The sequence below is a fragment of the Azoarcus indigens genome, from assembly GCF_004361735.1.
In the GTDB taxonomy this organism is placed as follows: domain Bacteria; phylum Pseudomonadota; class Gammaproteobacteria; order Burkholderiales; family Rhodocyclaceae; genus Azoarcus; species Azoarcus indigens.
In genome coordinates, this window is record NZ_SNVV01000004.1 from 144,030 (window position 1) to 166,206 (window position 22,177).

Annotated in this window: 23 protein-coding genes; 14 read left to right on the forward strand and 9 right to left on the reverse strand. The window is 65.7% G+C overall.

Translation table 11 applies throughout. The features are described from left to right. Nucleotides 1–115 precede the first annotated feature (115 nt). The 6 genes from C7389_RS25095 to scpC all read right to left on the reverse strand — a co-directional run bounded on the left by C7389_RS25095 (nt 116) and on the right by scpC (nt 7,064). The gene (locus C7389_RS25095) at nt 116–625 is read right to left on the reverse strand and encodes a hypothetical protein (RefSeq protein WP_211168187.1); all 510 of its coding nucleotides are present in this window, start codon (nt 623–625) and stop codon (nt 116–118) included. A 129-nt stretch (nt 626–754) separates the two neighbouring features. Then, entirely contained in the window at nt 755–1,843 is a 1,089-nt protein-coding gene (locus C7389_RS06605; protein WP_133589590.1) for a porin, read from the reverse strand. Between the two features lie 218 nt (nt 1,844–2,061). Continuing rightward, the gene (gene rfaE2 / locus C7389_RS06610; protein ID WP_133589592.1) at nt 2,062–2,559 is read right to left on the reverse strand and encodes a D-glycero-beta-D-manno-heptose 1-phosphate adenylyltransferase; all 498 of its coding nucleotides are present in this window, start codon (nt 2,557–2,559) and stop codon (nt 2,062–2,064) included. A 72-nt stretch (nt 2,560–2,631) separates the two neighbouring features. Beyond that, complete coding sequence (locus C7389_RS06615; RefSeq protein ID WP_133589594.1) at nt 2,632–4,233, reverse strand: Na/Pi cotransporter family protein; 1,602 nt, start codon at nt 4,231–4,233, stop codon at nt 2,632–2,634. Nucleotides 4,234–4,450: 217 nt separating this feature from the next. Next, entirely contained in the window at nt 4,451–5,383 is a 933-nt protein-coding gene (cysK, locus tag C7389_RS06620) for a cysteine synthase A (RefSeq protein ID WP_133589596.1), read from the reverse strand. Between the two features lie 142 nt (nt 5,384–5,525). After that, nucleotides 5,526–7,064, reverse strand: coding sequence for a succinyl-CoA:acetate CoA-transferase ScpC (scpC, locus tag C7389_RS06625; RefSeq protein ID WP_425455563.1), 1,539 nt, complete (start codon nt 7,062–7,064; stop codon nt 5,526–5,528). A gap of 595 nt (nt 7,065–7,659) precedes the next feature. Between scpC and coxB the strand changes: the two genes are divergently transcribed. The 5 genes from coxB (at nt 7,660) to C7389_RS06650 (ending at nt 12,626) form a co-directional block, all read left to right on the forward strand. Next, nucleotides 7,660–8,799, forward strand: coding sequence for a cytochrome c oxidase subunit II (coxB, locus tag C7389_RS06630; protein ID WP_133589598.1), 1,140 nt, complete (start codon nt 7,660–7,662; stop codon nt 8,797–8,799). A 44-nt stretch (nt 8,800–8,843) separates the two neighbouring features. Continuing rightward, on the forward strand, nt 8,844–10,424 hold the full coding sequence (gene ctaD, locus C7389_RS06635) for a cytochrome c oxidase subunit I (RefSeq protein WP_133589600.1): 1,581 nt from the start codon (nt 8,844–8,846) through the stop codon (nt 10,422–10,424). A 203-nt stretch (nt 10,425–10,627) separates the two neighbouring features. After that, nucleotides 10,628–11,224 (forward strand): cytochrome c oxidase assembly protein, encoded by a 597-nt coding sequence (locus C7389_RS06640; protein WP_133589602.1) that lies wholly within the window; start codon nt 10,628–10,630, stop codon nt 11,222–11,224. A gap of 10 nt (nt 11,225–11,234) precedes the next feature. After that, nucleotides 11,235–11,435 carry a DUF2970 domain-containing protein gene (locus C7389_RS06645; RefSeq protein WP_133589604.1) on the forward strand — a complete coding sequence of 67 codons (201 nt, stop codon included), beginning with the start codon at nt 11,235–11,237 and terminating at the stop codon, nt 11,433–11,435. Between the two features lie 324 nt (nt 11,436–11,759). After that, nucleotides 11,760–12,626 carry a cytochrome c oxidase subunit 3 gene (locus C7389_RS06650; RefSeq protein WP_133589607.1) on the forward strand — a complete coding sequence of 289 codons (867 nt, stop codon included), beginning with the start codon at nt 11,760–11,762 and terminating at the stop codon, nt 12,624–12,626. Between the two features lie 11 nt (nt 12,627–12,637). Here the strand turns inward: C7389_RS06650 and C7389_RS06655 are convergent, their stop codons facing one another. Further along, the gene (locus C7389_RS06655; RefSeq protein ID WP_133589609.1) at nt 12,638–12,832 is read right to left on the reverse strand and encodes a twin transmembrane helix small protein; all 195 of its coding nucleotides are present in this window, start codon (nt 12,830–12,832) and stop codon (nt 12,638–12,640) included. Between the two features lie 132 nt (nt 12,833–12,964). On the opposite strand from C7389_RS06655, the gene C7389_RS06660 reads away from it, so the two are divergent. The 5 genes from C7389_RS06660 to C7389_RS06680 are packed head-to-tail and all read left to right on the forward strand — an operon-like array spanning nt 12,965 to nt 16,959. After that, nucleotides 12,965–13,717: an SURF1 family protein gene (locus tag C7389_RS06660; protein WP_133589611.1), complete on the forward strand. Its 753-nt coding sequence runs from the start codon at nt 12,965–12,967 to the stop codon at nt 13,715–13,717. Further along, nucleotides 13,695–14,324, forward strand: coding sequence for an SCO family protein (locus C7389_RS06665; protein ID WP_246034659.1), 630 nt, complete (start codon nt 13,695–13,697; stop codon nt 14,322–14,324). Before C7389_RS06660 ends, C7389_RS06665 begins: the two co-directional genes overlap by 23 nt. After that, nucleotides 14,321–15,460, forward strand: coding sequence for a COX15/CtaA family protein (locus tag C7389_RS06670; RefSeq protein WP_246034660.1), 1,140 nt, complete (start codon nt 14,321–14,323; stop codon nt 15,458–15,460). The genes C7389_RS06665 and C7389_RS06670 overlap by 4 nt, the downstream gene beginning before the upstream one ends. After that, on the forward strand, nt 15,457–16,356 hold the full coding sequence (gene cyoE / locus C7389_RS06675) for a heme o synthase (protein ID WP_133589613.1): 900 nt from the start codon (nt 15,457–15,459) through the stop codon (nt 16,354–16,356). The genes C7389_RS06670 and cyoE overlap by 4 nt, the downstream gene beginning before the upstream one ends. 12 nt (nt 16,357–16,368) lie before the next feature. Beyond that, nucleotides 16,369–16,959, forward strand: coding sequence for an SCO family protein (locus tag C7389_RS06680; protein ID WP_133589615.1), 591 nt, complete (start codon nt 16,369–16,371; stop codon nt 16,957–16,959). Nucleotides 16,960–17,013: 54 nt separating this feature from the next. On the opposite strand, the gene rpoH is transcribed toward C7389_RS06680, so the two are convergent. Next, nucleotides 17,014–17,865, reverse strand: a complete 852-nt coding sequence (rpoH, locus tag C7389_RS06685; RefSeq protein ID WP_133589617.1) for an RNA polymerase sigma factor RpoH — start codon at nt 17,863–17,865, stop codon at nt 17,014–17,016. 523 nt (nt 17,866–18,388) lie between these two features. On the opposite strand from rpoH, the gene C7389_RS06690 reads away from it, so the two are divergent. From C7389_RS06690 to C7389_RS06700, 3 genes are all read left to right on the forward strand, one after another. Continuing rightward, entirely contained in the window at nt 18,389–19,537 is a 1,149-nt protein-coding gene (locus C7389_RS06690; RefSeq protein WP_133589619.1) for a porin, read from the forward strand. 144 nt (nt 19,538–19,681) lie between these two features. Beyond that, nucleotides 19,682–19,888: a type II toxin-antitoxin system VapB family antitoxin gene (locus C7389_RS06695; RefSeq protein ID WP_133589621.1), complete on the forward strand. Its 207-nt coding sequence runs from the start codon at nt 19,682–19,684 to the stop codon at nt 19,886–19,888. After that, nucleotides 19,885–20,262 (forward strand): type II toxin-antitoxin system VapC family toxin, encoded by a 378-nt coding sequence (locus C7389_RS06700; RefSeq protein ID WP_133589624.1) that lies wholly within the window; start codon nt 19,885–19,887, stop codon nt 20,260–20,262. The genes C7389_RS06695 and C7389_RS06700 overlap by 4 nt, the downstream gene beginning before the upstream one ends. A 329-nt stretch (nt 20,263–20,591) precedes the next feature. Here C7389_RS06700 and C7389_RS06705 read toward each other — a convergent pair whose 3' ends face one another. Then, nucleotides 20,592–21,377, reverse strand: coding sequence for an outer membrane lipoprotein-sorting protein (locus C7389_RS06705; RefSeq protein ID WP_133589626.1), 786 nt, complete (start codon nt 21,375–21,377; stop codon nt 20,592–20,594). A 44-nt stretch (nt 21,378–21,421) separates the two neighbouring features. Here C7389_RS06705 and C7389_RS06710 point away from each other — a divergent pair, with 44 nt between their 5' ends. Further along, the gene (locus C7389_RS06710) at nt 21,422–22,171 is read left to right on the forward strand and encodes an ABC transporter ATP-binding protein (protein WP_133589627.1); all 750 of its coding nucleotides are present in this window, start codon (nt 21,422–21,424) and stop codon (nt 22,169–22,171) included. The last annotated feature ends 6 nt before the right edge of the window (nt 22,172–22,177 follow it).

Here is a 22,177-nt window from a genome sequence, read left to right on the forward strand (position 1 = left end):
GTTGGGGCGGGTCCGGGGCCGGACCTCGTCCTTCGTTCAAGCGCTTCTTCGCCGGCCACCGTGGGCCTGGGTACGCGGGGCAAGGCGGGCCCCAGCGGCGCCGGTCAGGCGCTGCTCAGAGGCATTCCAGTTCGTAGTAGAGGAAGAAGTCCTTGCCCACCGGCTCGCTGCGCTCGGCGTACTTGCGCCAGCCGTTCGGGCACAGTCCGGCCATCTGCTTGTGCATGGCGGTGACCACGTGCAGGGCGGAGTAGGGCGTGTCGTCGCTGCGGTCCAACGTGTAGCGCTCGCGGATTTCGTAGCGCAGGCCGCGGATTTCCTCGGCCGGTGCGGCAGCGGCAGCCTTGGCCACCGGGGCTTTTGCGGCGGCTGGCGGGGCGGCACTGGCGGCGGCAGGCTTGCCCGCGGGGGCGCCTTCCTCATAGGTCTTCACCATGGGCTTGCGCCGGCCGCTTTCGATCTTGCCGTCGGTTTCGCGCCAGACCTTGATCGAATCGCTCTTGTCCTCGAAGAACTGCTGGAAGCGCAGGGAATCGGCCTGGTCGACGTCGGACTCGGCCATTGCCGGGCCGGGCAGCAGACTGGCGAGCAGGAGGAGGGAGAGTTGCAGGCGGGAGCGGGTCATCTGGAACGTCCTGTAGCGGGGGCCGCGATGCGGCGGCGGATGCGGGGGATTGTTTTCAGCAGGCAAAGGCACCGGCGGGGAAACCCGCCGATGCCGATGCGATGAAGCGAGAAGCCGGGGAAGCGGAGATCAGAAGTTGATCTCGTAGCCCACGCCTATGGTCTTGTCCGACGGCTTGCCGGTGCTGTAGGCGCTGTCGCCTTCGACGTCGACCTGGGCGTAGTAGCCGTAGAACTTGGAGTTCTTGTCCAGCTTGTAGTCGATGCCGACGGCGATCTGGGTGGCTTCGGCATCGGAGCGGTTGGCGGTCAGCGGCTTGCTCTCGGAGTAGCCGTACTGGGCCTTCAGCACGATGGCCTTGGTCGCCGCCCATTCGCCGCTCAGCAGCCAGGCGTCCTGCTTCTCGAAGCTGCTGCCGAACTGGTTGATGCCGGAAGGAACGCCGGCGATGGCGTCTTCGCTCTTGTGCTGGCGGGCGGTCTGGTACAGCGCGCCCACCTTCACCGCGCCCAGCTTCACTTCGCCGACCAGGCGGGTGATGTCCGAGCTGCCGGCGCTGCTGTTGCTGGCCATGTTCTGCTCGTGGGCCAGCGCCAGGTAGAGGTCTGTGCCGGCGCCATAGGTCAGTGCGAAGGAGGCGGAGTCGGCCAGGCTGTCGTCTTCCTTGCCGTCGGCGCCGATGGCGCTCTCGCCCGGCGAGAAGGCGGCGGTGAGGTTGAAGCCGCGGAAGTCCGGCGAGGTGTACATGATCATGTTGTCGCGGCGGAACTCGCCGACGAGGAAGTTCGACATGTCGCCGATCTGCAGGTCGTTGAAGCGGTCGACCTTCTCCTGGATGAGCTTCAGCGGCGTGTCGTGACGGCCGAACAGGAAGGTGCCCCAGCTGCCTTGCAGCCCGCCGACGATGTTGCGGGCGGCGAATTCGCGGCCGTTGCTGTTGGTGCCGGTATCGACCGAGATCTCGTACTCGAGCTTGTAGACAGCCTTAAGACTTTCGTTGATGTCGTAGTCGCCCTTGACGCCGATGCGGGACGCATTGCTGCGCATCTGCCAGTCGTCGCGCTCGCTGACGACCTGGCCGCCGCTGATCTGCTCCATGTCGAACTTCTGCAAGGAAGCGTTCACCTTGCCGTAAACCGTCGGGCCGGCGGCGAGGACGGTGGCGGGCGCGCTCAGTGCGAGGCCGGCCAGCAGCAAGGGCAGTGCTTTGAGTTTCATCCAAAATCTCCAGATCGGGCTGCCTGTTTGGCTGCCCGGGGTTCCTGTCTGACGGACGGCGGTATGGGAGGGGCCCGCCGTAAGGGAGTCCGCTATTGCGGCGGGCGCCAGTGTGTCCGTCCTGTTTTGCAGGAATTTAAATAGGAGGTTTCAGAAAAATTAAAGAAAGCTGTATGTCATGAAGCGAGGCCGGCTGCCCTTCTTCAGCCGGGCCGCTATCACTTTCCGCGGATACGGCGGATCAGCGCGGTGGTGGAGCGTTCTACTTCGAAGGGAATAGAGTGGACTTCGCCGCCCCAGGCGCGTACTTCCGGCGCACCGACGATGCGTTCGGGCGCCCAGTCGCCGCCCTTCACCAGGATGCCGGGGCGTGCGTCGAGGATGCGGGCGATGGGCGTGTCCTCGTCGAACCAGGTGACGAGATCCACGCTTTCCAGCGCGGCCATCACCGCCAGGCGATCTTCCAGCGGGTTCATCGGCCTGTCGTCGCCCTTGCCCTGGCGCCTCACCGAGGCGTCGGTGTTGAGGGCCACCACCATGGCTGCGCCCAGCGCCCGCGCCTGCGCCAGGTAGGTGACGTGACCACGGTGCAGGATGTCGAAGCAGCCGTTGGTGAACACCAGAGGCTGCGGCAGTGCGGCTGCGCGTTCGGCCAGTTGCTCCGGCGGGCAGAGCTTGGATTCGAAGGCGGGGCGGGCGTAGGAGCGGGTGCTCATGGTCGGAAGCGCCTGGGCAGGAGGAAAGGGCGGAATTCTAGCCCGCCGCCAGGGCGGCGCGCGGCAGCGGGATCAGGCAACGTCGGCCAGCTCGGCGGTCTGGGCGTCGCCGTCCTGCGGTTCCACCGCGCCGCAGTCCAGCGCGGCGAGGTGGCGCGCCGCCTTGGCCGCCTGCTCGGCCGCCCGCCGCAGCAGGCTGGCCTGGCGCAGCCGCTCCTGCATCTCGTGGATGTTGAGGCGGGCGTGGGCTCCGGCGGCGAGCAGGCTCTCCTTCAGCCGGGCATAGTCGCTCTCCACCCGCAGCAACTGCTCTTCCAGCGCGGCGGCGCGGAAACCCTCGGCGTCGGTTTCCGCCTGGCGGGCGAGTTCGGCGGTGGCAGTGGTGAAGGCGAGCGCGGCGGCGGCGAGTTCCTCGTCCGCCAGCGGGCCGAGCAGGCCGCCGAGTTCGGCGGCGTGGCGGCCGTAGTCGGTGCCGGTCTGCTGGTATTGCAGCACCCGCAGGCTGCGAGCGAGGCGCTCGCCCAGCGCCAGCGGCAGGCTGAGGGAGGTGATGCGGCCGCTGTAGCGGTCTATGGCTTCGGCCAGGGTTTCCAGCCGGGCGCGGGCCGTCTGTACGCCGGCGGCATTGGCCGGCTGGGCGGCGGCGCAGGCCAGCGCGGCGCAGGCGTACTGCTGGGTGCGGCCGAGCTCGCGGCGCAGGGCGCGTACCGCGAGGTCGGGCACGGCGACGGCGTTGTCGTCCAGGTACTGCGGCCGGGTCTCGTTCCCGTCGCCGCCGAAGCGGGCGGAGAGAATGCGCAGCAGCCGGTCGGCCAGCGGCACCATCAGCAGCACGCCGAGCACGTTCACCGTGGTGTGGAAGAGGGCGATCATCACTGCCGGCGTCGGCGTGCCGCCGAACCAGCCGCCGATGCGCTCGACGAAGGCGATCAGCAGCGGCAGCAGCATCAGCGCCACCGCGCTGGCGATGAGGTTGAAGAACACATGCGAGGCGGCCAGCCGCTTGGCGTTGGGCGTGGCGCCGATGGCAGCGAGGATGGCGGTGAAGGTGGTGCCGATGTTGGTGCCGATGGCGATGGCACAGGCGGTTTCGATGGGCACCAGGCCGGTCTGGGCGGCGGTGATGACCAGGGCGATGACCGCGCCTGAGGCCTGCATCAGCAGCGTCAGCACCGTGCCCAGGCCGACCAGCAGCAGGTAGCCGGTGATGCCGGGAATGGCGAGGGCGGCGAGGTCGAAGCCGCGGCCGAAGGCGGAGAAGGTGTCCTGCAGCACGCCGATGCCGATGAACAGCAGGCCGAAACCGGCCAGCGCCTGGCCCAGCGCGCGGCCGCGCACCGCGCGGGTGGCGACCATGAGGATGGCGCCGATGCCGACGAAGGGCAGGGCGAAGGCGTCGATCTTGAAGCCGAAGCCGAGCGCGGCCACCAGCCAGGCGTTCATGGTGGAGCCGACGTTGGAGCCGAAGATCACCCACAGCCCGTTTTGCAGCGACAGCAGCCCGGTGTTCACGAAGCCGATGCTGGCCAGGGTGACCGCGGTGGAGGACTGCACCAGCGAGGTGATGAGCACCCCGGCGGCGAGGCCGCGCAGGCGGGTGGAGGTGGAACGTTCCAGCATGTCTTCCAGCGCGCGGCCGGCGGCGAGCTTGAGGCCGTCGGTGAGCAGGTGCATGCCGAGCAGGAAGAGGCCGATGCCGCCGAAGAAGCCGGAGGCGGTTTCGAATGCGGAGGGGAGAGCGGTTTCCAGGATGTTGTCCTTCTCTGCAGTGCCCCGTGCGCTGCGGGGCAGGGTGTGAAGCGTAATACGGCAGCGGGGCCGGGGAGAAGCCTGCGCTTCTGCCCGGCCCCGCGGTGTTGCTGCCGGAGGGCGGTGGGGATCCCGCGCGGGATCAGGCCTCCAGGTGGGAGTACAGCGCGGTGGATAGGTAGCGCTCGCCGAAGGAGGGGACGACGACGACGATGAGCTTGCCCTTGCTCTCCGGCCGCTTGGCGATTTCCAGCGCGGCCTGCACCGCGGCGCCGGAGGAGATGCCGACCAGCAGGCCTTCCTGCGCGGCCAGCGCGCGGGCGACGGTGAAGGCGTCCTCGTTCTTCACCCGGACGACTTCGTCGTAGACCTCGGTGTTGAGGATGGCGGGCACGAAGCCGGCGCCTATGCCCTGGATGGGGTGCGGGCCCTTCTGGCCGCCGGACAGCACCGGGCTGGCATCCGGCTCGACGGCGACGATCTTCACGCCCGGGCGGCGCGCCTTCAGCACTTCGCCGACGCCAGTGATGGTGCCGCCAGTGCCCACGCCAGAGACGAAGATGTCGACCTGGCCGTCGGTGTCGCGCCAGATTTCCTCGGCGGTGGTGTTGCGGTGGATTTCCGGGTTGGCCGGGTTCTCGAACTGCTGCGGGATGAAGTAGCGCGGGTCGGCCTCGGCCAGGGCCCTGGCCTTGGCGATGGCGCCGCCCATGCCGTCCGGCCCTGGCGTCAGGATCAGCTCGGCGCCGTAGGCCTTCATCAGCAGGCGGCGCTCGCGGCTCATGGTTTCCGGCATGACGATGGTGCACTTGTAGCCGCGTGCGGCGCAGACCATGGCCAGGCCGATGCCGGTGTTGCCGGACGTGGGCTCGAGGATGATGGTGTCCGGGCCGATCTTGCCGGCCTGCTCGGCGGCGTCCAGCATGGCCGCGGCGATGCGGTCCTTCACGCTGTGGGCCGGGTTGAAGAACTCGAGCTTGAGGGCGATGGTGGCGTCCAGCCCCGCGGCCAGGCGGTTGAGGCGGACGAGCGGGGTGTTGCCGATCAGTTCGGTGACGTTGCTGGCGATCTTCATCTGGATTCCTCCGGGGAAAAGTCGGGTCGCGCCATTCTAGGAGGATTCGCCGGCGTGCCTAAGCACCTGAGCCTATAAGTTCAGAACTAAGGCAATGCAGCGGCCGGCCCGCGCGTGATGCGGGCGCGGGCCGGTCGCCGCCTTACATCTGGCCGCCGCGCAGGTAGCGCAGATGCCAGGACAGGGCCTCGTCCAGCAGGTGCGGCGTCTGCTTGCCCTCGGAGTGGAGCAGGGCGCGCTTGTAGTAGTCGTTGAGCGCCGGGCGGAAGTGCGGGTGGGCGCAGTTCTCGATGACCACCTTCGCCCGCTGCTTGGGCGACAGCCCGCGCAGGTCGGCCAGGCCCTGCTCGGTGACGATGATCTGCACGTCGTGCTCGGTGTGGTCCACGTGCGAGGCCATCGGCACGATGCAGGAGATCTCGCCGCCCTTGGCTTGCGAGGGCGTCATGAAGATGGAGATGTAGGCGTTGCGGGCGAAGTCGCCGGAGCCGCCGATGCCGTTCATGATGCGGGTGCCCATGACGTGGGTGGAATTGACGTTGCCGTAGATGTCGGCCTCTATCATCCCGTTCATCGCGATCACGCCCAGGCGGCGGATCAGTTCCGGATGGTTGGAGATCTCCTGCGGCCGCAGGATGATGCGCTCGCGGTAGCGGGCGAGGTCGGCATTCAGCTCGGCCAGCGCCGCCGAGGACAGCGAGAAGGCGGTGGCGGAGGCGCACGCCAGCTTGCCGGACTTCAAAAGGTCCAGCATGCCGTCCTGCAGCACCTCGGTGTAGGCGGTGAGGTTGTTGAAGGGGCCCTGGTCCAGCCCGGCCATCACCGCGTTGGCGATGTTGCCGACGCCGGATTGCAGCGGCAGCAGTTCTGCCGGCAGCCGGCCCTTCTTCACTTCATGTTGGAAGAATTCCAGGATGTGGCCGGCGATGAGGCGGGAGCTTTCGTCCGGCGGGCTGAAGGCGGAGTTGCGGTCCGGCGTGGTGGTTTCCACCACCGCGATCACCTTGCTCGGGTCGCAGCGCAGATAGGGTTCGCCGATACGGTCATCCACTTTCACCAGCGGGATGGGCTTGCGGTGGGGCGGCAGCGCGGTGCCGTAGTAGACGTCGTGCATGCCCTCCAGCGCGCTGCTCTGCCAGGTGTTCACCTCCAGGATGATCTTGTCCGCCTGCTCCAGCCAGGTCTTGTTGTTGCCCACCGAGGAGGATGGGATGAGGCGGCCGTCCTCCAGCACGCCGGCCACTTCCACCACCGCCACGTCCAGCTTGCCGAGGAAGCCGAACCAGACGAACTGGGCGACCTGGGACAGATGCATGTCCAGGTATTCCATTTCGCCGGCGTTGATGCGCTTGCGGCAGGTGGGGTCGGACTGGTAGGGCAGGCGCAGCTCGACGCCGTCCACCATGGCGAGGGCGCCGTCCAGCTCGGGCGCGGTGGAGGCGCCGGTCCACACGCCGATCTTGAAGTTCTTGCCGTGCAGGTTGGCGTCCATGATGCGCTTGGCCAGCGCACCGGGAACGGCCTTGGGATAGCCGGCGCCGGTGAAGCCGCTCATGCCGACATTGACGCCGGAGGGAATGAGCGCGGCGGCGGCTTCTGCGCTCATCAGCTTGGAACGGAGTGCGGGAGACAGGATACGGTCGGAAGAGGTCATGACGATGGAAAGCGTAGGGGGAACCATGGGCGCACCTCGGGTGCGTCCTCCTTTGCCTCCTTCACGCCCCGGTCGTGATGCCGGGCCCGCGGGTGGCGGGCCTTGTGTCTGCCGAATGGGGATCGGGCCTTGGGCCTCTTGCTGATGTCGGGCGGTCGGGATCGCCGGCCGCCTGCGAAGCGCGGAATTATACGGCCATTTCCATTCGGTAGCGTATGGAAATAGGGCTGCGATAGGTGCAAATGCCTTGCAGATCAAGGTGTTTTCATATTGCGGCGCAGCATTTTTACCGGTGGGAAAACCCGGACTGCATCCCCGTGCCGCACGCCCCTTCTTGCGCTTAGCAAATATCGCGCTGCAGCATATTGACTTTCATCAAAATATCGTATTGCGACCGAGAAATTCACTATGGCATGATCGGATCGACCGTGCGGAAAGGCCGGGAACCACGAAAAACAAGGCTTTCCGCGATGGAGGATCGTTCCGGCCGATGCGGCGGACGATGGCGGTGCCCGTTTCCAGCCCCAAAGCTGTGATTCCTGGATGCGCACTTGTGCGGCCCGAGTTGGCTGCGCGCCATTGTTCCGCCTGTCGCCGAAACTGCATCGATGGGGGTTGGGACATGGGTCTTGCCGCTCGCATTGCAGCTTCAACGCTTCTTCTCGTCCCGGCTGCGGCGGCGCAGGCCCAGGGCGCGCCCGCGCGCTACAACCTGCAGACACCGGTTACCGGCCTGGCCGAGCAGATCCACGACATGCATACGCTGATGCTGGTGATCTGCCTAGTCATCTTCGTCGGCGTGTTCGGGGTGATGTTCTGGGCGGTGATCCACCACCGCCGCTCCCGTGGCGCGGTTGCCGCCAACTTCCACGAGAACACCACGGTGGAGATCGCGTGGACGGTGATCCCGGTGCTCATCCTGCTCGGCATGGCCTGGCCGGCGACCAAGACGGTGATCGCCATGAAGGACACCTCCGAGGCCGATCTCACCATCAAGGCCACCGGCTACCAGTGGAAGTGGGGCTACGACTATCTGCAGGGCGAAGGCGAGGGCATACGCCTGTTGTCCAGTCTCTCCACGCCGCGCGAGCAGATCGAGGGCGGCGCCGCCAAGGGCGAGAACTACCTGCTGGAGGTCGATAACCCGGTGGTGGTGCCGGTCGGCAAGAAAGTGCGGATGCTGCTGACGGCCAACGACGTCATCCATTCCTGGTGGGTGCCGGCCTTCGGGGTGAAGCAGGATGCGATTCCCGGTTTCATCCGCGATGGCTGGTTCCGCGCCGACAAGGAGGGGGTGTACCGGGGCAATTGCGCCGAGCTGTGCGGCCGCGACCATGCCTTCATGCCGATCGAGGTGCATGTGGTGTCGGCGGAGAAGTACGCCGCCTGGGTGGCGGAGCACCGGGAGAAGGCGGCCGGCGCCGCCGCCGACGAGGCCCGCGAGTGGTCCATGGCGGAGCTGATGACGCGGGGCGAGCAGGTGTTCGGCACCATCTGCGCCGCCTGTCACCAGGCCAATGGCAAGGGCTTGCCGCCCACCTTCCCGCCGCTGGATGGCTCCCAGGTGGTGCTGGGCGACAAGGCCGGGCAGATCGACATCGTGCTGCACGGCCGGCCGAACACCGCCATGGCGCCTTTTGGCGGCGCGCTGTCGGACGCCGACGTCGCCGCCGTCATCACCTACACCCGCAACAGCTGGGGCAACCACACCGGCGAGGCGGTACAGCCGGCGGAAGTGAAGGCGGGGCGAAACAAGAGCTGAGCGCCGCAGGCGAAATCAAGGGCAACCCAGGCAGGAGGCACCGCATGGCCGCCGTCATCCCGGATCCGCTGGACCACCATCATCACCACGCGCCGTCGGGGCTGATGCGCTGGCTGACCACGACGAACCACAAGGACATCGGCACGATGTACCTGATCTTCAGCTTCGTCATGTTCCTGTCCGGGGGCGTGATGGCGCTGACGATACGGGCCGAGCTGTTCCAGCCCGGCCTGCAGGTGGTACAGCCGGAGTTCTTCAACCAGCTCACCACCATGCACGGGCTGGTGATGGTGTTCGGCGCCATCATGCCGGCCTTCGTCGGCTTCGCGAACTGGCAGATCCCGCTGATGATAGGCGCCAGCGACATGGCCTTCGCGCGCATGAACAACTGGAGCTTCTGGCTGCTGCCGCCGGCCGCCATCCTGCTGCTGGGCTCCTTCTTCGTGCCGGGCGGCGCCACCGCTGCCGGGTGGACGCTGTACGCGCCGCTGTCGGTGCAGATGGGCATGGGCATGGACTTCGCCATCTTCGCCATCCACATCATGGGGCTGTCGTCCATCATGGGGGCGATCAACATCGTCGTCACCATCCTCAACATGCGTGCGCCCGGCATGGCGATGATGAAGATGCCGCTGTTCTGCTGGACCTGGCTGATCACCGCCTATCTGCTGATCGCGGTGATGCCGGTGCTGGCCGGCGCGGTGACCATGATCCTCACCGACCGCCACTTCGGCACCAGCTTCTTCAATGCCGCCGGCGGCGGCGATCCGGTGATGTACCAGCACATCTTCTGGTTCTTCGGCCATCCGGAGGTCTACATCATGATTCTCCCGGCCTTCGGCATCGTCAGCCAGATCATCCCGGCCTTCGCGCGCAAGCCGCTGTTCGGCTACGCCTCCATGGTGTATGCCACCGCCTCGATCGCCATCCTGTCCTTCGTGGTGTGGGCCCACCACATGTTCGCCACCGGCATGCCGGCGGTCGGCCAGCTGTACTTCATGTACGCGACCATGCTGATCGCGGTGCCCACCGGGGTGAAGGTGTTCAACTGGGTGGCTACGATGTGGCGCGGCTCGCTGAGCTTCGAGCCGCCCATGCTGTGGGCGACCGGCTTCATCTTCGTGTTCACCATCGGCGGTTTCACCGGCCTGATCTGCGCGATCGCGCCGATCGACATCCAGATCCACGACACCTATTACGTCGTCGCCCATTTCCATTACGTGCTGGTGGCCGGCTCGCTGTTCGCGCTGTTCGCCGGCGCCTATTACTGGCTGCCCAAGTGGACCGGCCACATGCCCAGCGACAGGCTGGGCAAGCTGCATTTCTGGTGCTCGCTGGTGTTCTTCAACGTCACCTTCTTCCCGATGCACTTCCTCGGCCTGGCCGGCATGCCGCGGCGCATTCCGGATTACGCCCTGCAATTCACCGACTTCAACGCGCTGGCCACCATAGGGGCTTTCGGCTTCGGGCTTTCGCAGTTGATCTTCCTGGCGGTGGTGGTGAAGTGCGCCCGCGGCGGCAAGCCGGCGGCGGCCAAGCCGTGGGACGGCGCCGAAGGGTTGGAATGGACGGTGCCTTCGCCAGCGCCGTACCACACCTTCGAGGAAGCTCCGCTGGTGAAGTGAGCGCGGGCGAGAAGAGGAGGCTGCGAGATTGGAACGCCAACGGGAACGCCAGCGGCAGAACCTGTGTACCGGCCTGGGGCTTGCGGTGGTGGCGCTTGCCTTCTTCGTCGCGGTGATCCTGAAGTACAAGGTGTTGGGCGCATGAAGGGGGCGGCGCGGGGCGCCTCGCGGCCGGCTTCATGCCCTGTGTGGAGGAACTGCTCATGAACGCAGCCAGAGCCGTTCGCCTGGAACGGCAGAACCGGAAGCTGCTCCTGCGGCTGTGCGTCGGCGCGCTGGTCATGTTCGGCTTCGGCTTTCTGCTGGTTCCTTTCTACGAAAAGATCTGCGAGGTCACCGGCCTCAATCAGTTGCTGAGGCCGGATCACATTGGCGTGTTCAACACCCAGGTGGATGCCTCGCGCACCGTGGTCGTCCAGTTCGACGCCAATACCCATGACCTGCCCTGGCGCTTCGAACCGCAGATGCGTTCCTTGAGGGTGCATCCCGGGGAGTTGGTGCAAGTGGCTTACGAGGTATCCAACGTGCGCGGGGAGCCGGTGACCGGGCAGGCGGTGCCCAGCTACGGGCCGCAGCTCGCCGGCCAGTTCTTCCGCAAGATGGAGTGCTTCTGCTTCCAGCAGCAGACGCTGGAGGCGGGCGAGCGGCGGCTGATGCCGGTGGTGTTCGTCGTTGATCCGGCGTTGCCCGCCGATGTGCACACGGTGACCTTGTCCTACACCTTCTTCGAGGTCGAGGGACGGCGTCAGACTTCCGAGGCGCCGCCGCCCAAGGCCGGCCCCCGGCAGCGAACAAGTTGAGCGCCGGGGAATGGCGGGCGACAGGGCGGGCTTCCTGGCGACCTTGAGGGCGGTGCTGTGGTCCTTCCTCGGCGTGCGCAAACGCCGTGGCTACCAGGAGGACGCCAACTCCCTGGACCCGAAGGCGGTGATCGTCGCCGGACTCATTGCCGGGCTGGTGTTCGTGCTGGTGCTGGTTGCGGTGGTGCGGGTGGTGGTGGGCGGGGCGTGAGCGGCGGCGGTGGGGACGGGCGGACAGGCCGATGTTGTTCGGCCAAGTTGCTTACGCCGCGAGTGGTGTTTTTCTTCCTCCCTCTCGCGGGGGAGGACCGGGGAGAAGGGGCGCCCTGCAGGGGCGGCTTCAGTTCAGCTCAACCGCCGCCCCTCTCCCCCTGCCTCTTCCCGCGAAGGGAAGAGGGCAGCAAGACTGGCATCGCCGGCTGAACCGAATTGACAGCAATCCGGTTCAGCGAGTGAGGCAGGCAGGACAGCAGAGTGCTTGCGGACAGCCGTCGTGCCGCCTGGCCGGACCGATGGCAGCTGGAGGGTGAAGCTCATGAGTGAGACGCTGGAACGCTACTTCGTGCCGGAGCCCTCGCGGTTCCCCATCTTCGGCTCCGTGGCGCTGCTGCTGTTCGGCGCCGGCGCGGCGCTGTGGGTCAACCAGGTCAAGGCCGGGCCGTGGATCTTCTTCCTCGGTATCGCCATCCTGATCTACATGCTGTTCGGCTGGTTCGGGCAGGTGGTGCGGGAGTCCCAGGGCGGCAAGTACGGCACCCGGGTGGACGCTTCCTTCCGCTGGTCCATGGGCTGGTTCATCTTCTCCGAGGTGATGTTCTTCGCCGCCTTCTTCGGCGCCCTGTTCTACGTGCGGGTACTGACGGTGCCGGCGCTCTCCTCCGGCGAGAATGAGGCGCTGCTGTGGCAGGGCTACAGCGGCGCTTGGCCGAACGCCGGGCCGCGCGCGCTGGACACCGCGGCGGTGGAGCCCTTCACCCCCATGGGCGCCTGGGGCATACCGGCGATCAACACCCTGATCCTGCTCACCTCCGGCGCCACGCTTACCTGGGCGCACTACGGCCTGCTCAAGGACAAGCGCGGCCAGTTGAAGCTGGGCCTGCTGCTCACCATCCTGCTCGGCGCCATCTTCCTCGGCTTCCAGGCCTACGAGTACGTGCATGCCTATGGCGAGCTCAACCTGCGGCTGGATACCGGCATCTACGGCTCCACCTTCTTCATGCTCACCGGCTTCCACGGCCTGCATGTGACAGTGGGCGCGATCATGCTCACGGTGATGCTGTGCCGCGCGGTCGCGGGCCACTTCAACTCCCAGCACCACTTCGGCTTCGAGGCCGCCGCCTGGTACTGGCACTTCGTGGACGTGGTGTGGCTGATCCTCTTCGTCGTGGTGTATTGGCTCTAGCCCCGGCGGCCTCAGAGCTTGCCGTCGATGAGACCACTGGCGAAGCCGGCCATCAGCAGCAGGAACAGGGTGATGGACAGGCCCACGCGTATCGCCAGCGCCCTGGCGGTGCGCGCGCCCCGGCCGCGGTCGCGCAGCAGGAAGCCGAGGGCGGACGCCAGGCTGGCGACGATGAGCACGAGAAAGGCGATGACGACGATGCGCATGGCTGAACTCTCCGGTGAGCGTCTGCAGTGTAGGGGCGAGGCCCCGTCGCCTGCCAGCGCGGCGGGAGTGGGCACGAGGCGCCCTGCGAGGCGGCTCAGTCGTATGCGCTACGACAGCGGGAGGATGCGCCGGTGCACCGGTTGATCCTCCGTGCGCTGCCGGTGCTGGCCTGCCTCGCACTGGCCTTGCTCACGCTGCAACTGGGCAATTGGCAGCTGCGTCGCGCTGATGAAAAGAGCGCCCTGCAGGTGCGGCTGGACGCCCTCGCGCAACAGGCGCCCAAGGCGGTGGATGCCCGGGCGAGGCCGGAGGAGGGGCAGCCGCTGGTGCTGCTGGGGCGTTGGCGCAGCAGCGGCACCGTTTTTCTCGACAACCGCACCCACGAGGGCCGCGCGGGCTACCAGGTTTTCACCCCGCTGGAACTGGCGGATGGCTCCGGGCTGGTGCTGGTGAATCGGGGCTGGATCGCCGCCGGGCTGGACCGGGCTCGGCTGCCGGAGGTACCGGCGCCCGCCGGCACTCAGAATGTGGAGGGGCGCGCGCACTACTCCCCGCCAGCCGGCTTCGCGCTCGGTGGCGAGGGGGCGGATGGGCCGCGCTGGCAACGGGTGGACGCCGAGCGCTACACGGCCCGCACGGGAACGCCGGTTGCTGCCTGGCTGCTCTGGCAGACCTCGGCCGCGGACGACGGCCTGCTGCGGGACTGGCCGCGGCCGGATGCCGGCGTTGATCGCCACCGCGGCTATGCGCTGCAGTGGTACGGCCTGGCCGCGCTGGCGACGGTTTTTGGCGGCATCAGCGGGTGGCGCGCCCGGCGTGGCCTTGAACGGAGGGTTCGACATGGAAACGAGAAGGCCGGCAATGGCAAGTGCGACCCTGTCTGAGGCACCGTCTCCCGCGCTGCGGCGCCGCAGCCAGGGGCGGCGCACGCTGCTGACGCTGGCGCTGGTCTGCGTGTTGCCGGTGCTGGCTTCCTACCTCGCCTTCTATGTCTGGCAACCGGCCGGCAGGGTCAATTTCGGCATGCTGCTGACACCCCTGCCGCTGGGGGCTGAAACCTTGCCAGGGGTGGCGGGGCAAGCGGAGTTCTCCGCAGACGAACTGCGCGGCCGCTGGACGCTGGTGCTGGCGGCGCCGGCCGCGTGCCCCTCGGTTTGCCTGGACGCCCTCTACCGCATGCGCCAGACGCGCCTGGCGCAAGGCAAGGAGATGGAGCGGGTCGCGCGCTTGTGGCTGGTGAGCGATGAAGGCCGGCCGGGGACGGCGCTGCTGGCGGAGCACGCCGGCCTGCGGGCGGCGCGCGCCAGCAGCGCGTGGTTGCAGAACCTGCCGGAGGCGAATGCCGGGCGAGTCTTCCTGGTCGATCCGCGCGGGCAGGTAATGATGCGTTTCCCGGATGCAGTGGATGCCACCGAAGACACCCGCGGCATGATGCGGGACCTTCAGCGGCTGCTGAAGTACTCCGCCCTGGGCCGGGGAGAGGGGCAATGAAGGCGGCGGCCGGGGGCGTGATGAAGGCCTATCGCCGCTGCGTCTTTGTCGCGCTGGCGCTGACGCTGATCGTGGTCGTCGCCGGTGCCTACGTGCGCCTCTCCGATGCCGGCCTCGGCTGTCCGGACTGGCCGGGCTGCTATGGTCAGCTGAGTCCGCATCACGCCGCTGACGACATCCTCGCTGCCCATGCTGCCGATCCATACGGCCCGGTGAGCCTGGCGAAGGCCTGGAAGGAGATGATCCACCGCTATCTGGCCGGCGGCCTCGGCCTGCTGCTGATCGCCATCGCCGTGCTGGCCTGGCGTCTGCGCGGCGAGCGCGAGGGGGCGGCGCGCAGCGCCCCGGTAGCCGCATTGCTGTTGCTCGCGGTGGTGGTGCTGCAGGGCTTGCTCGGCAAATGGACGGTGACCCTGCTGCTGAAGCCGGCCATCGTTACCGCCCACCTGCTGGGCGGTATGGCGGTGCTCGGCTTGCTGGCCTGGATCGCGCTGCGGGCTTCGGGTGTCCGGCGAGTGGCTGCCGCGCCAGCAACGGTGGCGGCGCTGCGGCTGGGCTTGCTGCTGCTGGTCGGCCAGATCGCGCTGGGCGGTTGGACCAGCACCAACTACGCCGCGCTCGCCTGCCCGGATTTCCCCACCTGCCACGGCAGCCTGTGGCCGGAAACCGATTACCGCAACGCCTTCCATGTGGTGCGCGAACTGGGCATGACGGCCGACGGCGAGCCGCTGTCCTTTGCCGCGCTGACGGCGATCCACTGGATGCATCGCATCGGCGCGGCGCTGGTCGGCGGCTTCCTGCTCGTTGTCGGTTGGCGTCTGAGCCGGCAGTCGTCCTCGGCGCTGATGGGGGCGGCGCTGATCGGCGGCGTGCTGCTGCAGGTCACCATCGGCATCGCCAATGTGCTGTTCAGCCTGCCGCTGGGGCTGGCGGTGGCGCACAACGCCGGCGCCGCGCTGCTGCTCGGCATCCTGGTGTGGATCAATCACGGCTTCTGCCTGCGGACCGCGCCTGCGGGCCTGCGCTTCCGTGCCCGGCCGGGTCTTGTCCGGATCGGATGGTCGGCAGCGGCACATTCCCATGGGCAGGTGCTGCCCTTCCGGCCGACGGCCATGCGCAAGAGGGGGCATGCATGAAGACGATTACCCTGAACCCCGGCGACGGTCTGCGCCGCCTGCATTCCTTCGTTGCACTGACCAAACCGCGGGTTAATGCCTTGATCGTGTTCTGCGCGGTAATCGGCATGTTCCTGGCGGTGCCCGACGGTCTGCCGGCGCCCGCGCTGGTGTTCTGCGCCACGCTGGGCATCGCCTGCGTCGCTGGCGCGGCGGCTGCGGTCAATTGCCTGATAGAACAGCGGCTCGACGCCCGGATGGCACGCACACGCGGCCGGCCGCTACCGCGGGGCGATCTGGGCAGCGCGGAGGTGCTGGTCTTCGCCGCCCTGCTCGGTGGCGCCGGCCTGTGGCTGCTGGGCGGCGCGGTCAATACGCTGACGATGTGGCTGACGCTGGCGACCTTCCTCGGCTACGCGGTGGTCTACACGGTGTTCCTCAAACCGCGCACGCCGCAGAACATCGTCATCGGCGGCGCGGCCGGTGCGATGCCGCCGGTGCTGGGCTGGGCGGCGGTGAGCGGAGAGGTGGGCGCGGACGCGCTGCTGCTCTTCCTCATCATCTTCGCCTGGACGCCGCCGCACTTCTGGGCGCTGGCCTTGTACCGCACCGCCGACTACGCCCGCGCCGGCCTGCCGATGCTGCCGGTGACCCACGGCGCGGAATTCACCCGGCTGTCGGTGCTGCTCTACACTCTGGTGTTGTTCGCGGTCACCCTGCTGCCCTTCGCTACCCGCATGAGCGGGGCACTTTACCTCGCGACCGCGGTACTGCTGGGCCTGCGTTTCATCGGCTATGCCTGGCGTCTTCACCGCGATTACAGTGACGCGCTTGCCCGCCGAACTTTCCGCTTTTCCATCGTCTACCTATCATTGCTGTTTGCCGCGCTGCTGGCAGACCACTACCTGAGCCCCTGAGATACCTTCCTGATGCTTCGACCCCTGATCCTGGCGGCAGCGGTTTCGCTGGCCGCCGCCCTTGCCGGCTGCACCCCCTCCGCTCCCGGTTTTCATTCCACCGACATCACCGGTGCCGACTACGGCAAGCAACTCGCGCTCAAGGATCACACCGGCAAGGCGCGCACGCTGGCCGATTTCCGCGGCAAGGCCGTCACCCTATTCTTCGGCTTCACCCAATGCCCGGACGTCTGCCCCACCAACCTCGCAACCATGGCCGAGGTGATGCGCCAGCTCGGCCCGGAGGCCGACAAGGTGCAGGTGCTGTTCGTGACGGTGGACCCGGAGCGCGACACCGAGGAATTACTGGCCCAGTACGTCCCCGCCTTCGACCCGCGCTTCGTCGGCCTGCACGGCAGCCTGGAGGAAACCGCCGCCGTGGCGCGTGATTTCCGCGTCTTCTATCGCAAGAGCGGCGACACCAGTGGCAACCACTACACGGTGGATCACTCTGCCGGCACCTACGTCTTCGATCCGGAGGGCAAGCTGCGCCTCTATGTGAAGCACGGCGAAACGGCGGAAAACATCGCTGCTGACCTGAAGCGCTTGCTCGCAGGGCGCTGAAAAGAAAAACGGCAGCGATAACGCTGCCGTTTTCTCATCCCGTGCGGCAGGGGCTCAAACCGCTTCCGCCAGCATTCCCCGCATCTTCTGCATCGCCTTGGCTTCGATCTGGCGGATGCGCTCAGCCGATACGCCGTACTCGGCCGCCAGCTCATGCAGGGTTGCGCTCTGCTCTTCGTTCAACCAGCGGCGTTGCACGATCTGCCGGCTGCGGTCGTCCAGCGAGGCCAGGGCGTTGCGCAGTCCGCTGTCCTGCAGATGCGCCATCTGCGCCTGCTCCAGCACTTCCGAAGGCTCGGCATGCGGGTCGGGCAGATAAGCGATCGGGGCGTAGCGATCCTCTTCATCGTCGCTGCCTGCATCCAGCGGGATGTCCCGGCCGCCGAGACGGGTCTCCATCTCCACCACCTCTTCGGGCTTCACGCCCAGCTGGGTCGCCACCGCGCGAACCTCGTCGCTGCTCAGCGTGCCGCTGTCCTGCTTCATGCTGCGCAGGTTGAAGAACAGCTTGCGCTGCGCCTTGGTGGTGGCGATCTTCACCAGCCGCCAGTTCTTGAGGATGTACTCGTGGATCTCGGCCTTGATCCAGTGGATGGCGAAGGACACCAGCCGGACCCCGCGCGTCGGGTCGAAGCGTTTCACCGCCTTCATCAGGCCGATATTGCCTTCCTGGATCAGGTCGGCATGGGGCAGGCCGTAGCCGAGGTAGCCGCGCGCGATCGCCACCACCACGCGCAGGTGGGACATGACCAGCTTGCGCGCCGCTTCAACGCTGCCTTCGTCGCGCAGCCGGGTCGCCAACTCCACTTCCTCCTGCTCGCTGAGCAGAGGCATGCGATTCACCGACTGGATGTACTGGTCGATGCTGCCCGCAGCGGGAATCGGGAACGACAGGGCTTGAGACATGTATGTATACCTCCGTGTGCCGAATCTTAGCACTCGAGGTTTGAGAGTGCTAATAGGGTGGAGAGTTCCGGAGGCTCCTGGGGTGCAAACCGGCAACGAGACAGGAGACCTTGTTCGCCCTGAGCATGCCGAGGGGGACAAGGTGGCCGCAAGATCTGGCTCGAAGCTGCCGAACGACCCGGCCGCCGGAGTATGGGGGGCGGCGGTTGCCTGGACGGGAGAGCCATCCCTTTTTCGCTTCGGAGAGAGGCGGGCTGGGGGAAGGCCGTCCTCCCTTCGACTTCCGGGCAGTTCGCCTTTGATGCCAAGGGTTTGACGCGGATGTGCCTCATCGCCCTCCGTTCAAGGCCGCTGGCGGCTGTTGCACACATGCAACAGCTTCGTCGCCAAACTGTCGGTTTCCTCACATCGTGCTTGCGCCGGGTCCTTCCCAATTTGCAAAATCGCCGCAACCCCTCGTTAGAGAGGTAAGTCGGGCCCGGGCCCTGCCCAGCGGTCTCAACTTCAATTAGAGGAGAAGCAAATGCAGAAGAAACTGATCGCGCTGGCTGTTGCTGGCCTGATGTCCGCGCCGGCTTTCGCGCAGTCCAACGTGACGATCTACGGTGTGGTCGACTACGGCTACCAGTGGACCGGTGACAGCCGTGTTAGCGGTGTTGATTCCCGCAGCGCGCTGGACGGCGGTGTCAGTGCTGGTAACCGTATCGGCTTCAAGGGTACTGAAGATCTGGGAAATGGCCTGAAGGCTGGTTTCGTATATGAAATGGGCTTTGGCCGTAGCGAAACCTCTGGTGGCACCATTAGCTCTCTCAACCGCCAGTCTTACGTTTCCCTGTCGGGTGGCTTCGGTACCGTCGCGCTGGGTCGTCAGTATGCCCCGCAACACTTGATGATCGTTCAGAACATCGACCCGTTCGGTTTCGGCAAGGGTACCGTTGCGTCGCTGGCGAACGTTTACAAGGGTGATGCCCGTCTGGACAACCTGGTTGCCTACGTTTCTCCGAACTGGGGTGGCTTCAGTTTCGTGGCGGGTTGGACTAACAACTTTGCTAACGATGAGTCTGTGGAAAACGGTTACGGCGCCGGTGCATCTGCTGACGGTCGCGCGTGGGCATTCTCTCCGTCGTACAAGAATGGTCCGATCTATGTGGGTGCCAACTTTCACCAGATCCACTTCAACGGTGCTGCGGGTTCGAGTTTGACGCCGGCTCAGGTTCTTGCTGGCCAGGTGGTTAGCCTTGACGCGATTAAGGTTTGGGACCTGGCTGGTACGTATGATTTCGGTGTTGTCAAGCTTGGCGCCATTTATGGCGTTCGTGATGAGCAAGGTAGCCTCGCTAATACCGATGTGAAGCTCAAGCAGTGGGCTGTGACGGCCTCTGTGCCGGTTGGTGCCGCAGGCAAGATCCAGGCCGTTTATGGTCGTCGTAAGGCTGAGTTCGATGCCGGTAGCGATGGTAAGTCTAGCCAGTGGGGCGTTGGTTACGAGCATGCGCTCTCCAAGCGCACGGCTATCTACACGGCGTATGCTGATGTGAACAACAATAGCTCCGCTGAAACTACTCGTAATGGCTACGCGGCCGCGAATATCACTGACGCGACCGAAGGTAACGGCGTCGCTGGTGGTGGTTACGAGCGTGGCTTCAACGTTGGTATCCGTCACTCCTTCTAATCTCGTCTAGTACGAGCTTGGATGAAAAACGGGCGCTTCGGCGCCCGTTTTTTGTTTACGCCGTGTCGGCATGCGGTGCCTGCGAGCTTGCAGGAGGGTTGAGAGTGATGCACATTTGCATCATTCTTGATTCGGAGGTTGATCATGCGCACGACCGTTACCATTGACGATGCGCTTTACGAAAAGGCGCTCGAAATGGCCGACCCGGGCATGGACAAGTCGGAGATATTCCGGGAGGCCATCAAGACCTTCGTGCGGGTGCAGGCTGCCAAGCGCCTCGCTGCGCTGGGCGGTGCCATGCCCGGAATTCAGGATGTGCCGCGCCGCCGGGAAGAGCCTGCCTCGCAATGAGCGTGCTCATCGATACATCTGTGTGGATAGATCACTTCCGTAAAGGTAGCGATGCGCTGATCGACTTGATTGGACGGGATCTTGCGTTGGTCCATCCCATGGTGATAGCCGAAATCGCCTGCGGAACGCCGCCCGCCCGCAGCCAGACACTGCAGAACATCGGCCTGCTGCGGTTCAGCGACCAGGCAAGCCTGCACGAGGTAATGGCCTTCATCGAGCGTGAAAAGTTGTATGGACTCGGGTGCGGGCTCGTCGATATGGTCCTGTTGGCCTCGACGCTCATCACGCCGGGTGCCCGTTTGTGGACGCTGGACCGGCGACTCGCGGATTTGGCCGGCCGTTTCGGTGTGGCGTACCAACCGATTCTGCATTGAATGCCGCGAGCCTGGGCAAACCTCCCATTCACGGGTGCCATCGGAATGCTTTGCTCGGGCGACCTTGCTCTATGCTGCCTCGTGGCCCCGGAGGTCGAACATTACTTTCGCCATGCCGATGCCAGCATGGCATAGCCGAAGACGAGGGTGTTGCTGCCGCTATATCGGTTATGCCGATGGAGTTGCCTCGGCGGTGGTTGTCGGCGTGGCTTCAACGTTGGTATCCGTCACTCCTTCTAATCTCGTCTAGTACGAGCTTGGATGAAAAACGGGCGCTTCGGCGCCCGTTTTGTTTTTCCGGAGAGGTCTTCCCCTCCGTATAAATGTCATTACTCGAGACGCTTCAGATACTCCCGAGTAAACACACGCTCCGGCAAATCGCGCAGCGCCATGTTTTCGTAGCTGAGGACGGATTTTTCCCCCTTCTTCAGCGCGTCCTCCATTATCAGGCGGGTAGGGCGCATCCGTCCGGCCATCTCCTTGAAGTCCTCGTAGTAGCAGGTCTTGAGCAGTCTTCCGGAAAGTGCATAGAACTCCGCCTTCATGGGGCGGCCGTCCTGCTCGCGGATCCAGTACTTCACCTTGGAATAGGTAACGCTACGGTCCACTGCCGTGAGTTCAAGGACTTGAGCTGCTTGACCATCCACTGTTTCGGTGCCGACAAGGCTAGGGTTGTAATCCCCGGCGAAATTGGCACGGGCTAGGTCTCCATTGGCGACTTGGCCGGTCAGTCTCTGCGCCAGGGAAAGGCGCACCGGCTGGGAGACGCTGGGCAGGAAAACCCATAGGTCCCGGCCGCGCATCAGTAGGGCCTGGCCGCGTTCAGAGGCGGGCTCCAGGGTGAGGACGATGGTGTTCTCGTTGCCACGAGACAGGACACGGAATTTCCGTGTCTCGCCTTCCTGTTCGCCGCTGAAGTTGGTAATGGTGATTTCCGTCTGGAAACTCTCGCGCGGGAAGCGGATCTCGTCGGCTCGCGCGACCAACTGGTTGGCCGCCTCGTCTTTCTTGACCTCTGTGTTTTCCGTCTCGGCCGCCCAGGCCAATGCCGGAGCCGCAGCGCCCAGTGCGAGCGAGGCAAGCAGGTGCAGCCGGGATCGTTCGGTGTGGGACATGGATGCTATCCTTATGGCGTTCTCATTCATCGATGGCTTGCTACATGGCGATCGTACGCGTAGAGGGCGTAAGCAAGCGCTACAGACTTGGAGACCAGGAGGTTCAGGCGCTCAGTGATGTCTCGCTGGCTGTCGAGCCCGGGGTATTCCTGGCGATTGCAGGCCCATCCGGTAGCGGCAAGTCTACCCTCCTCAACATCATAGGTTGTATCGATACCCCCAGCGAGGGGCGGGTCGTCGTGGATGGCAGGGATGTATCCGGGCAGACGCCGGATCAGCTTGCCGAACTCAGGGCGCGGACGCTGGGTTTCATCTTCCAGACCTTCAATCTCCTGCCGGTATTGTCTGCCGAGGAGAACGTGGAGTATCCGCTGCTGCAATTGCCGGAGCTCAGTAAGGCGGAGCGCAAGGAGCGGGTGGCGCACTATCTGGGTATGGTGGGCTTGAGCAAGTATGCCGATCATCGCCCGAATCAGCTCTCCGGCGGTCAGCGGCAGCGAGTTGCAATTGCGCGCGCCCTGGTGACGCATTCAAAAATGGTGTTGGCCGATGAGCCCACCGCTAACCTCGACAGCAAGACCGGCGAGAGCATCCTGCGCCTGATGCGTGAGATCAACCGCAAAGCCGGCACCACGTTTGTCTTTTCTACTCATGATCGCAAGGTGATGAACATGGCGGACCGTCTGGTGCGTATCGCCGACGGCCAGATTACCGCCTTGGGCATGAGGTCCGAGCGTAAGTGGGTGTTCGTCCAGGATCGCCGCGCTTCGGGCGAAGAGGATCCGGAAGTCTAAAGGGGT